This is a genomic window from Vibrio glycogenivorans (genome assembly GCF_051660965.1).
Taxonomy (GTDB): Bacteria; Pseudomonadota; Gammaproteobacteria; order Enterobacterales; family Vibrionaceae; genus Vibrio.
This window is the reverse complement of record NZ_JBPVIS010000008.1, coordinates 227,438-240,292: the sequence shown is the minus strand read 5'-3', so window position 1 is coordinate 240,292 and position 12,855 is coordinate 227,438. Positions and strand designations below refer to the sequence as shown.

Here is a 12,855-nt window from a genome sequence, read left to right as displayed (position 1 = left end):
ACGGGCTTTTTTAGGAAATCATTATGAAAAAAGCACTACTTTCCCGTCTGGTGGCTAGCACTCTGGTGGCCAGCGCTATAGCGAGCCCACTTATTGTGGCGAGTGAGGTCAACTCTCAACTTGACTCACAAGCTGAGCGCCCAAATATTCTGTTTATCATGTCTGATGATCATGCGGTGCAAGCGCTGAGTGCCTATGGTCATCCCGTCTCCAAATTAGCACCAACACCCAATATTGACCGTATTGCTGAAAATGGCGCCAAATTTGAGCGCTCATATGTTACCAACTCGCTGTGTGGTCCCAGTCGCGCGGCGATGCTAACGGGTAAGTTTGGTCATGAGAATGGCTTCACCTATAACGGTCAGATCTTTGATGGCACTCAGTTTAACTGGCCAAATACGCTGCAAGATTCTGGCTATACCACGGCAATGATCGGTAAATGGCACATTAACCGCATCCCAAATGGCTTTAAGTTTGATCATTGGGAAATACTTAACGACCAAGGGGAATATTACAACCCAGACTTCATTACTGAGCAGGGCGTGAAGATGGAGATGGGCTACACCACGGATTTGATCACCGACAAAACCATTGCTTGGCTCGAAGAGGGGCGTGATAAAGACAAACCGTTCGCCCTGCTGATGCATCACAAAGCGCCACATCGTAACTGGATGCCAGCGCCGCGACATACTCGACTGTTTGAAGATGTTGAGTTCCCATTGCCGGACAACTTCTACGACAACTATGAAGGACGTAAGGCAGCCAGTCAGCAGACCATGACCATCGCTCACCACACGCAAGACGGCCATGATATCAAGATGACGGTAGCTGAAGGTGATGGAGAGTGGCGTGAAGATATTTGGCCGCATTTGCTTGAGCGTCTCACTAAAGAGCAGCGTAAAGAGTGGGATGAGGCGTATCGAGCGCGAAATGACTACATGAACGCCAATGAGGCAGATTGGTCAGAGCGTGAGATGGCTGAGTGGAAGTACCAGCGCTACATGCAAGACTACCTAGCGACTATTGTTGCTGTGGATGAAAGTGTTGGCCAAGTGCTTGATTACCTCGATGAGAAAGGACTGACTGATAACACCTTGGTAGTTTATACCTCGGATCAGGGGTTCTTCCTCGGTGAACACGGTTTCTACGATAAGCGCTTTATGTATGAAGAGTCGTTTTCAACCCCATTGGTGATGCAACTACCGGGCGTGATTGAAGCGGGTAGCGTGGTTGAAGAGCTAGTTCAAAACATCGATTATGCGCCGACCTTCCTTGAGTTAGCCGGCCTGGAGACACCACAGGGCGTACACGGTGAGTCACTGCTACCACTATTAATCGCTCAAGAGGGTATCGAGTGGCGTGATGCCCTGTATTATCACTATTACGAGTTCCCAGGCTTTCACGATGTCGCGAGACACTACGGCGTATCAGATGGTCGCTATAAGCTGATCCATTTCTATAACCCAGGCGACGAGTGGGAGTTATTTGACTTAGAGTTGGACCCGAGTGAGATGGTTAACCTAATCAATAACCCAGACTATGCACCCCAACTCAAGCGTTTACAGAGCAAACTGGCAGAGTTGCAGCAGCAATATGGTGTTGGGCCCTTAGAAGAGTGGCGTGATGAAATTCTTGAGCGTCATCCAAACCCTTCCCTACAAGAGTTGTTCCCACACAGCTTTAAGTAACCTCCTATCCACCAGTGGCTTACGCAATTGGTGGATTATCATAACAATAACCTGGCGTTGAGGGCTTAATGCATAATTAAGCCCTCAATCGACTGGGTACGATTTGAGATAACGTGATAATGAATAAAGTTAACCAACCACTTTTTGATAGGCGGCTACTCAGTAGCGTCATTGGTGCAGTGCTACTCGCCGGTTGTAACAGCAGTGATTCTAAGCAAGAAACCCCACCGATAGACTGGCCGACACCAGAAATCGCCACGCAACAATGGCATTTTGATGGCGCTGAAGAGGGCTTAGTCGCCGCGGCGAAACTCGCAGGATACTACGCAGTATCTGAGCGCAGCGGCTTGGCCATCGAGATTCGTGATGTTCGCCAAGACCTGACCCATCGAATCTCGGCAGAAGAGATTGCGGCGCTGGTATCGGATATGAGCCTGAATCATGCAACGCCGATTTGCGGGATGACCTTTACGCCCTCAGGGCGTTTCTTGTACTTGGCCGTGTGTGATGCCAATGGCGCTGATGGTGCGATCTTAGCCTATAACACCAATACCGAGACCTTGTCTGATTTTACTCGGATCAAGCTTAACTCGGGCGGCGTGAAAGTCGGTATGCACTTCTTTAAATCTCATTTGTACGTGGGTGCAGGAGACGGTGTTTATCGGCTTAATGCGGACAAGAATGCGGTTTATCTACAAAACTCGCCTAGCCTTGATGACAAGGTGGATACTGGCGCGAAGGTGGTCGATATTGCCTTGGATACCGTTGATGAAACACTGTACCTAGCCACTACCAAGGGCCTTTATCGGATGGCTGCAGATGGCAACAGTGCCAGTCGAATCTACTCGTCGAACCAGCTGCAGGGTGTGGCATTTAGCCGTATTTATGGTCAAGACTCATCGGCCGGTCTGTATATCGCTGAGCAGCAGGGCAGTGTCACGGGCGTGAAACATGTTTCGGTTGACAACCTGCGCCGTGGCGGAGCCATCACTCCACAACCGTATATGCTCGCTGAAGGAAACTGGCACAGCTTCGCGCTCACGGCTGATGGTGGATTATTGTATAACGACGGCCAAGCCACGATCCAACGTGAACAAAAGGACACACGCCTTAGCTTTGATGAGTGGATGTATGATGAGTTAGCGCAGTACGTTGCCGCGATCAAGGGTTTGACGGCATCAGGCATTGGAGAGTCACCCGAGGGGTTGTTGCACTCAAAACTGATGGCGGACCGAGCCTATACCAATTCGATGGCCGACAATGTTGGCTGGGCCATCTATCTGTTAATGATTGCCGACCAAGTAACCCCAGACCCTGAGATAGAGCCGTTAATTGAGCTGCTGATCAAGCGTCATGCAGGCTTGTATGGTGATGGACTGGGCGGCGTAAAAAGTGTTGATGGGCATTTTGTGCGTAACTATCGCTCAGATGGCACGCCGAATGAGAGTAACCCGCAGATGCAAGTTTACATCAGCATGAAGTTTCTCCCAGCGGTGTACAAAGCAGCGGAGATGTATCCTAACAATGCAAACATCGCGCAATACCTTCAATATTTAAAGCAAGTGCTGAAGCGTTCGGGCGACGTGATCCGAGCTGAGCAGCGCACCACTTGGGAGTCGGATGATTTTGGTCCCAAGCGCATGAATCACATGATGAATAATGAGACATGGCTATTTGGTGAGCTTGCAGCCGCGCAAGACCCCAATGCGACCCATCATTACGGTCACTACACCTATGAGCGAGATAGGTTTAAGTATGATGACTGGCTAAAAGGCGAAGAGGTGATTGGTGCCGACCACTCTGCATTCATTGTGATGGGCGCGCCAATGATCCTTGATCATCACTTTAATGATGAGGCGTGGGCAGAGCACAATCGCAACTACTATGCAGCGACACAATCAGAGACCGATGACCTCGGCTTTGATTATTTTGCCGCGTTCTCGGCAGGATTTAGCCCAAACGTGCAAGGTCGCTATCATAATGACGGCCCAGCGAGCCACCCAGATGACATTATCCACTTCCCCGCGGTACTTGGTTTTGGTCAACTCGGCTACACGCAAGCCGTTGTTGGCGGCTATCAAGCCTATCGTGACGGTCAGCGGGAACGAATGCATAGTGCAGGGAATGACAATATCCAACTGCTTGGCCGATGGTCGATGGCCGAGCCGGATATGGTCACCAACGGTTTAGGAATTGCGGATTTTTGGTTTGGTGCAGTCGGTCTAGCTGAAACGATTCAGCCTGGCGTGACACAAAGGGTGAGAAACGAGTTTTATCGACCTAGTGTGACATGGGCAGTCGAAAGCAATCATCAAGTGGTGCGTTATAGTGCGATCACCCCAAGGTTGGTGACTGGTATTACTGCTGATGGCCAGCGAGAGGTGTTTGGTTATCAGCGCTCACCGTTTGTCGTTCCAGATAATAAGCGATTTGCTTCATTTGAGGTTAGCGACCCACAGGGTGACTGGATTGAGCTTGATGATATTAAGGGAGAGCTTGAAGGGCAGTTAGATTCCAGTATCGAGCCGCGTTTCGAAAACCCTTACTTTGAAAACAACCTTACCGGTTGGCAAGTGGTTTCTGGCTATGCGGTCGTCGACAATCAAATGGCGAAATTGACGCCGGATAGCGGCGGTCTTGCGACCTTGTTGCAGGCGGTGCATTTGCCACTCGCTCTAACCGGTACTGAGTATCGTGTTAGCGCTTATGTCAAACCAGAGGGCACAAGCTCGGCTGTCGCTAAGTTACGTGTGTGGTGGTCAAGCCAGCCAAACTCTGGCTTAGTTGGACAAGTGATCGAGACCGAGTACGACACGAGTAGCGCCTCAGCGCAGATACTTGAGGCGATCACACTGAGACCTGACAATGGCGAGTACTTGCAAATCGAGTATGTCGTAGAGGGCGGTGACAGCGACAGTTATCTTTTTGACAATACTTCGTTGCTATCTCGTGGCGCACTTGATCCACAGGCGATCAGCAATGGCGACTTTGAACAGGGATTATCAGGTTGGTCGTCAACCAGCGGCGGTGTGGAAACAACGATCGATCCAAACTTAGTCATTGATGGAGAGCGCTCAGTGATCTTCAGCGGCACCGATTCTCTGCAGCGTCTAAATCAAAGCTTTGATATCAACCATGACCCTGATGGTACTCGTTACCTGATCCGTTTTAATGTTGGTCAAAGGCACTTGAGCAACTCAAAATTTGATGTTGAGGTGGATATCCACAACCCAGATGAAGGCCCAGATCCTGATAAAGACACCATGTTTTGGTGGGATGCCGCCGGTGTCACTCAGGAGTCGGGTAATGAAGTGACCTTTGCGATGCGCAAGCGACCGGGTGAAACAGCGTTTAATCTTAAGTTTAGGCTGCAGCAACGCGATAAAGAGCTATCAAATCTTGGTGATTTTATAGTCATCGACAACGTGCGAGTCTACAAAGAGCAACTGTTTGATGCCACACAATGCACAGGCTCGGTAACAGGCTGCTAAGCTGGTCTTAGCCGAGTTTTTAACCATGCTCCTAAACATGGCCTAAACCCCCCACTTATGAGAAGGGCGCATAATGCGCCCTTTGTTGTTTTTATCGCCAACTATCCCTGGTGTGAAATGAGTAAAAATCAATCGAAATACGATGAAGAATAAGTCGATATTTCTACGAAAATTATCGAAAAAACTCGATTTAGTTCATGTTTCTGCAATGACACTAGCACCATGCAACCGTTATCACACAAGTTTAATAGCTAAATACGTCCAATTTAGACTAAGTGAACACTGTGAGATTGTAACTTAAGTTGTTGTTTTATAAAGTCTTAATGCAAGTGTGAGTCACATTGATTTACCTTCAAAAATAAAAGTGTGACCGATGTTGCTGATTTACGACGTTAAGTTGACAGTAAAAATGCCACTCCTTATATTAAGCGAAACGTTTCAATAAACCTAAATTTCAACGAGAAGAGTACGGTTATGGCCCAGGTCAAGCTGCAAAACATAAACAAAATTTACAAGAACGGTTACCACGCTGTTCATGATTTTTGTCTCGATATCAAGGATGGTGAATTCATGGTGTTGGTTGGTCCTTCGGGCTGTGCCAAGTCAACCACACTACGAATGATTGCTGGACTTGAGAGCATCTCCAATGGCGATCTCTATATCGGTGACACCCACTGTAACGACGTGTTACCAAAGGATCGTGGCATCGCGATGGTGTTCCAGAACTACGCACTGTACCCACATATGACGGTGCGTGAAAATCTGGCTTTCGGTCTCGAAACCCGCAAGAAACCAAAAGATGAGATCCATCGTCGTGTGACTGAAGCGGCTGAACTGCTTGAGATTTCTGACTTGCTTGATCGTAAGCCTGGTCAGATGTCAGGTGGCCAATGTCAGCGTGTTGCGCTTGGTCGCGCCATGGTGCGTAAGCCAGAGGTATTCTTGTTCGATGAGCCATTGTCGAACCTAGACGCGAAACTGCGTGTTTCGATGCGCATGCGCATCTCACGTCTGCACGATGAGCTGAAGCAAAGTGGCCGTCCGGCAACCATGATCTACGTAACACACGATCAGGTTGAAGCACTGACCATGGGTGACCGTATCTGTGTACTTAATCGCGGTGCGATTATGCAAGTCGATACCCCAATGAACCTGTACCACAAGCCGGTCAATAAATTCGTTGCTGAATTTATTGGCTCGCCAACGATGAATATGTTGCAGGGTCAGCTGATTAAGAACGCAGCCGGAAATATCGCCGTTGAAATTGACGGTCAAGAATTTGAACTTCCTGAGTCAAAACAAGCTCATGCCACCCAATTTGAAAATAAAGAAATCTACTTAGGCCTACGTCCTGAACATATTTCAGTTGGCCATGGTGTTGAGGGAGCGAAAGCACGAGTTACCGAAGTAGAAGAGATGGGCTCTGAGTCGTATGTTTATCTGGACTTTAACTCTAAGCAGCTGATTTGCAAAGTTGTAAATCCAGAGGCGTCATTTGATAAACAGGCTGAGTACTGCATCAACTTCGATATGGAACGCTGCCATATCTTTGACAAGGACAGTGAAGAAAATATGTTTCTTCTTACAGAATAATAGAAATTTATAATTTTAAATATAGGTAGTTTAATTCCATGATTCATACTATTTCTGATTCAAAGCACGTGGTGTCTAACGGGCTGCTAAACCTAGAGTTTTCAGCGCACAACGTATTGCAGAATATCAAATTCGATAACGTGATGCTTAACTTATACGAACCAAGCGAGTTCGAAGGTGCATTGTCTAATATTTACCTGCGCGTTAAATCAGCGCAGGGCATCGAGTTCACCCCTTTGATGCACCTAAACCACCAGATGCGCACGTTCCGCACTGAAGATGGACTGGTTGGCTGGGAAACCACCACGCAAGAGTTCCGTGCGACGGTTGTGATGAGTCTTGAAGCGGATTGTGAGAAAGTTTTCTTCACCACACGCGTTGAAAACCTATCTTCGAGCGAGCTGAAATACGACCTAGTATTTGGTCAAGATCTTGCGCTTGCCGATGAGGGTGGCGTTAAGAGTAACGAGTGTTACGTGAGCCAATACCTTGACCATCAAGTGTTTGAGACCGGGGAGCAGGGCTACGTGGTGTGCTCTCGTCAAAACCTACCACAAAGCACGGGCAATCCATGCTCGCAAATCGGCTCTTTGACCGACCAAATCGTTGCTTACTCGACCGACGGCTACCAGTTCTTCGGTAAAGACTACCGTTTCGAACCAACGCCAGTTGTTCTAGCAAAAGACCAACTTGAAAGCGTCAAGCTACAGTTCGAAATGGGCTTTGTTGCGCTGCAAACGGCCGACGTGACGCTGGCAGCGAAGCAGAGCACAGAATCTGTTTTCTACATCGCGTTTGAAAAGAACCTGATTGGTTCGAACGTATCAGAGCCAAAGGCAGTCAGTGAGATTAAAGCGGGCTACCAGGTACCGGCTATCAATCAAGCCAGCGAGCAAACTCTGCCTTCTTTCTTCCTGAATGGCTATAGCGTGTTGGTGGGTGAGGAACTGTCAGATCAAGAGATCACGCGCTTCTTTGGTGGCGAGCGCCGCTTTGCAGAAGAACAAGATGGTAAGCTATTGTCGTTCTTCCACGGTCAAAACAAAGGTGAGAGCCGTTATGTGACGTTGGCAGCGAAAGAGCGTGTACTTGAACGTTCAACGGGTCACATGGTCTCTTCTGGTAACTGTGATAACTTCCAAAATGCAGTGATGAGCTCGACCCACGGTATGTACGGTGTGTTTAACTCGCACGTAGTATTGGGCAACACGTCATTTAACAAACTGCTGGGTGTGGATCGCACATCACTGAACCTGTTTAAGTTCAGCGGCCAGCGCATCTGGGTTAAACAAGGCGAAGAGTTCCAAATTCTATCTATGCCTTCAGCGTATGAAACAGGTGTTAACTTCTCGCGCTGGGTCTACAAGTACCTAGATGGCTACATCGTGGTCACTAGCTTTAGCGCACTCGACTACCCAACGGTACAGCTAGATATTGAAACCATTGGTCTAGATGATGCACTGGAAGTTATCGTGACCAACCAACTGATCATGGGCAACAACGAGAGCGACGCACATGTGGCGGTTGAACACCGTGACGATCACCTACAAGTCAGCGGTGACTTCGAGCTAATGAAGTCAGTTCACCCAGAGCTTAGCTACGCGTTTAAAGCGGATCCGGCACTGGCTGAGGTCTCATTGGTTAAGACTGAAGACAGCGTTCGTTACGCCTTCTTCCAAGGTCAAGTGCAAGGTAAAGCCAGTATCGCTATCTCAGGTGCGCTAACAACAGACGCTCTTGAAGCACCACAGATGCTTGAGTTCGACGTTGAAGCTGAAAAATACCAAGCAGCGCAGCACGCACTGATCAACAATTTCCATATTGAGATCGAAAACGACGGCTACAATGCACAGAAGCTGAATGACACCATGCAGTGGTTCACCCACAACGCCTTGGTTCACTACAGCACGCCACACGGTCTAGAGCAATACTCTGGTGCCGCTTGGGGTACGCGTGATGTTTCTCAAGGTCCATTTGAGTTCTTTATGTCGATGCAGCGTTATGACCGCGTGGTTGACCTACTAAAAACCATCTACAGTCACCAGCATATCGAGACAGGCACTTGGCCACAGTGGTTCATGTTTGATCAATACGCCAAGATCCAGCAAGAAGACTGTCATGGTGACATCGTAGTATGGCCGCTAAAAGCCCTCGCGGATTACATCACGGCGACAGGCGACCTGGATGTGTTGAACATTAAGGTGCCTTACACCAGCATCGAAGACGGCTTTGCCTTTACTGATGAAGAGTACACGCTATTTGCTCACGTTCAGCGTCAGGTGAAACACATCGTTGATAACCTAGTACCGGGCACGTCTCTGTCTTGCTACGGCGACGGCGACTGGGATGATACGCTGCAACCCGCTAACCAAGCACTGCGTGAAAACATGGTCAGCGGCTGGACAATCCCACTGACACTGCAAGCACTGAAGACGCTGAGCAATGCCCTAATGGGTCAGCCAGAGTACGTGGTGTTTGTAAGCGAAATCAACAAGCTTGCCATCGAAATGGAAGAGGATTACCACAAGCTTCTGATCAAAGATGGCGTGATTGCAGGCTTTATCCATCTGCCAAACAAGGACGTTGAGCAGGTCGAGTACCTACTGCACCCATCAGACAAGAAGACGGGTATCAAGTACCGTCTACTGCCAGCATCGCGCTCGATCATCTCTGAGACGTTCGATAAGGAGATGGCAGACAAGCACATGGCGATCATTGAAGAGAACCTAGTGCACCCAGACGGCGTTCGCCTGATGGAGAAAATGGCCAAATACCAAGGCGGTAAGCAAAGCTACTTCAAGCGCGCTGAGCTTGCAGCCAACCTCGGTCGTGAGGTGGGTCTTCAGTACTGTCACGCGCACATCCGCTTTATCGAGGCGCTGTGTAAGATGGGTAAAGCCGATGAAGTCGCAGAGAATCTGTACAAGATTGTTCCTGTGGGCATCCAACAAGCGGTTCCAAACGCGGAAGTGCGTCAGTCAAATGCTTACTTCTCAAGCTCAGACGGTAAGTTCAATGACCGTTACGAGGCTTACGATAACTTCGACAAACTGAAGAAGGGTGAAGTGGCAGTGAAAGGTGGTTGGAGAATCTACTCAAGCGGCCCTGGCATCTACATCAACCAGGTGATCAGTAACGTACTGGGTATTCGCTACGAGAACGAGTCTTTGGTTCTTGACCCTGTGATTGCTAAGAAATTGGGTAAGGTGAGTATCGAGTTCATGCTGTACGGTAAGCCATGTCGCCTGACGATCAATCCAGAGCAAGAAGCACACACGCCGAAGCGCGTGGAGCTAAATGGCCAAGCGGTAGAGATGTCATTGACCGACAACCCATACCGCAGCGGTGGCGCGTTGATTGATAAGCAGGTGATTACCTCTGCGCTTCAAGATGCGAGCAATGAACTGACAGTTTGGTTGTAATTGTCTATCTGACAATCATTATCTAAACGGTGCCTTGGGCAACCAAGGCACCGATTAAAATAACAGTTCTATTCTGTGTCATGGGTCAATATTCGCTGAGGTCGATTTGTAGAAACGTTTTACTTAATCGGCTATACTCCTTAGACAAATATCACAAAACTAAATCAAACAACTGTGATACAAATCGAGAAGTAGAGCGTGAGGGATAGGGTAGTACAGATGAGACCAACAATTAAAGACGTCGCTAGAGAAGCGAATGTGTCAATTTCGACAGTGTCATACGCGATCAATAACAGCGACCGCATTAGTGAAAAAACGCGTAATCATGTGCTTGAGGTGGCCAAGCGCCTTAATTACTCAGCCAATAGTAACGCAAAGCGCTTGAGACAGAAGAACGTTGGTGCGATTGGTATCTTCTTTAATTCTTGGTTCGGTCCTATCTATAGTGAATTGGTTCAGGGCATAGAGCGTAAAGTGCATGAAATGGGCTACGACCTGATTGCATGCAGCTTGTTTGGTGGCGCGGAGTCAACAGCGCACCGTTACTTGAAAGATCAAATGATTGATGGTGCTATCATTCTTAGCAACGCGTTTGATGATGAGTTTCTGAAAAACGTTGCCTCAAGTGACTTACCGATTGTAGCTCTTGACCGAGAATTAAAAGCACCCCATATATACAACATTCTAATTGATAACTTTGGCGGCGCATTCGGTGCAACTAAGCATCTGATTAATGGCGGGAATGAAGGTGTTCACTACTTCTGTGGCCCGGATGATTCTTACGATAACCAGAAGCGATTAGAGGGCTATATTGCCGCGCTGGGTTTCTTTAATGTTAAATTTGATAATGATTTAATTATTCGCTCTGATTTTACTGAAGAAGATGCCTATTTGAAGATGAAAGAGATTATTGAAAAAGGTGATGTGCCTAAAGCAATATTCTCTGCCAATGATGAAATGGCGTTAGGTATTATTCGTGCAGCGCGAGAGGGTGGTATAAAAATCCCTCAACAAATGAAGCTAGTTGGCTTCGATAATATCCGAGATTCTGAAAGAACAGCACCAGCATTAAGTACAGTAACTCACCAAAAGTATGATATGGGAGTAAAAGCTGTCGAAGTGTTATTTAATGCAATGAATGGTGAGAAAGAAATAGAGCAGGTCACTATTCTTCCAACACAATTTGTTGAAAGAGAAACTGCTTAATAGCATTCGCTTTAATTCTTTTCTTTTAGGTTTAGGTAACTTTATAAAATTATTATTGCTATGGCATATGACGCCATAGCAATACCAACTTTTTGTTCAAGGTTTGCATTACCATAGCCTTATAAGGATAACTCCATGAAATACAGATGGCTTTCAATATTATTAGTCGCCATAACCAGTTCTGCTCAAGCCAAGGAAAGAATAGAGTTTATGGTATCGTCGGGTGACCAGATGGCATTTGTCAACGAGGTCATTAAACCTGAGTATGAGAGACGTTATCCTGATGTCGAATTGGTATTAACCAATGATGGCAATTTAGAAACGCGTATGGCTGCAGGGGATTACCCAAATGTCTATGCGGGTATCTTTGGTTATATGGTGCCACGCTACGCAAAGCTTGGACGCTTGATGTATCTTGATGAATTTGAGGGTTTTGATGAACTGAAACAGCGTATTGAACCTCAATTTATGGAAAGACACTTTGGTCGTCAATACTACATTCCTTGGCACGCGACCACGCAAATGATGATTTACAACAAGGACTTGTTCCGTGAAGCAGGCCTTGACCCAGAGCAGCCACCTCAGACATGGGATGAGCTACTTATCGCAGCAGAGAAGATCAGCAATCTGCCAAACCGTTCTAACGGCTCACGTGTTCATGGTATCGCATTATGGAATGATGCACTCGCGAGCGGAGGTTGGTACTGGAACATGCTCTCGCCAATGTACTACAACTTTAACGATGGTGAATACCAACTGCTGAATCGCTACGGTACCCACCCGGTCTTCAATCACGAAGAGTCTGGCATGGTGGAATTCTTCGATACTATGCAGAAATTGCAGCAGTTTGCCCCACTGACCATGGAGCAGAACTTCTTCTCCCGCACTATAGGTATGTGGCCACAATACGGCATCAGTTGGCGTGTTAACCTGCAAGACGCGGCAGGCCATCCGATGGTGATTGGTGAGGACGTTGGTGTCGCGCCTATTCCGGTGCGTGAAAAAGGTGACATCCACTATTCTAACCTGGATGGTCGCGCTCTGATGGTGTTCAAGAACACCCGCGAGATTGAACAGCGCAGCTGGCAGTTGATCGAGCTGTTGATGGAAGATGAGTACAACCTCGAAGCTAATATCGCCCTGCAGAACTTGCCAACCCTGACCTCGTTGCAGACCCATGAGTACTTCCAGTCAGATGAGATCCGCCCTTTCGTTGACCAACTGCAAAACGTGGTGATGAATGAGTCCAATGCGGCGGTATCGGAAGTCTCGAGCATCCTGCTCAATTACTACTCTCAATCGGTGGTGATGAATCGACTGTCTGCGCAAGAGGCCGTTGATGCAGCTTATGAAGATGCCAAGAAAGTCATGCGTCGTTAGCACAAGAATAAAAGACATAATTCAGGCTGCAGGGACCTGCAGCCGTTGAAAAAGATTTTAAATTTTTTAGATGGA

General features: G+C 47.7%; 6 protein-coding genes. All 6 read left to right on the top strand.

The genetic code is table 11. The features are described from left to right. The first annotated feature begins 23 nt into the window (after nucleotides 1–23). The 6 genes from ACSTTG_RS16830 to ACSTTG_RS16805 all read left to right on the top strand — a co-directional run bounded on the left by ACSTTG_RS16830 (nucleotide 24) and on the right by ACSTTG_RS16805 (nucleotide 12,780). Complete coding sequence (locus tag ACSTTG_RS16830) at nucleotides 24–1,688, top strand: sulfatase family protein (RefSeq protein WP_438475642.1); 1,665 nt, start codon at nucleotides 24–26, stop codon at nucleotides 1,686–1,688. Between the two features lie 119 nt (nucleotides 1,689–1,807). Further along, a complete protein-coding gene (locus tag ACSTTG_RS16825; RefSeq protein WP_438475641.1) occupies nucleotides 1,808–5,179 on the top strand; it encodes a hypothetical protein in 3,372 nt (1,123 codons plus the stop codon). A 474-nt stretch (nucleotides 5,180–5,653) separates the two neighbouring features. Further along, on the top strand, nucleotides 5,654–6,772 hold the full coding sequence (locus ACSTTG_RS16820; protein ID WP_438475640.1) for an ABC transporter ATP-binding protein: 1,119 nt from the start codon (nucleotides 5,654–5,656) through the stop codon (nucleotides 6,770–6,772). 38 nt (nucleotides 6,773–6,810) lie between these two features. Beyond that, nucleotides 6,811–10,194, top strand: a complete 3,384-nt coding sequence (locus ACSTTG_RS16815; RefSeq protein ID WP_438475639.1) for a GH36-type glycosyl hydrolase domain-containing protein — start codon at nucleotides 6,811–6,813, stop codon at nucleotides 10,192–10,194. A 219-nt stretch (nucleotides 10,195–10,413) separates the two neighbouring features. Next, nucleotides 10,414–11,400 (top strand): LacI family DNA-binding transcriptional regulator, encoded by a 987-nt coding sequence (locus ACSTTG_RS16810; protein WP_438457331.1) that lies wholly within the window; start codon nucleotides 10,414–10,416, stop codon nucleotides 11,398–11,400. Between the two features lie 135 nt (nucleotides 11,401–11,535). Beyond that, the gene (locus ACSTTG_RS16805; RefSeq protein ID WP_438475638.1) at nucleotides 11,536–12,780 is read left to right on the top strand and encodes an extracellular solute-binding protein; all 1,245 of its coding nucleotides are present in this window, start codon (nucleotides 11,536–11,538) and stop codon (nucleotides 12,778–12,780) included. Nucleotides 12,781–12,855: the final 75 nt, after the last annotated feature.

Coding starts and splice junctions, on each gene's coding strand:
- ACSTTG_RS16830 (WP_438475642.1), top strand. CDS start 24: ATGAAAAAAGCACTACTTTCCCGTCTGGTGGCTAGCACTCTGGTGGCC.
- ACSTTG_RS16825 (WP_438475641.1), top strand. CDS start 1,808: ATGAATAAAGTTAACCAACCACTTTTTGATAGGCGGCTACTCAGTAGC.
- ACSTTG_RS16820 (WP_438475640.1), top strand. CDS start 5,654: ATGGCCCAGGTCAAGCTGCAAAACATAAACAAAATTTACAAGAACGGT.
- ACSTTG_RS16815 (WP_438475639.1), top strand. CDS start 6,811: ATGATTCATACTATTTCTGATTCAAAGCACGTGGTGTCTAACGGGCTG.
- ACSTTG_RS16810 (WP_438457331.1), top strand. CDS start 10,414: ATGAGACCAACAATTAAAGACGTCGCTAGAGAAGCGAATGTGTCAATT.
- ACSTTG_RS16805 (WP_438475638.1), top strand. CDS start 11,536: ATGAAATACAGATGGCTTTCAATATTATTAGTCGCCATAACCAGTTCT.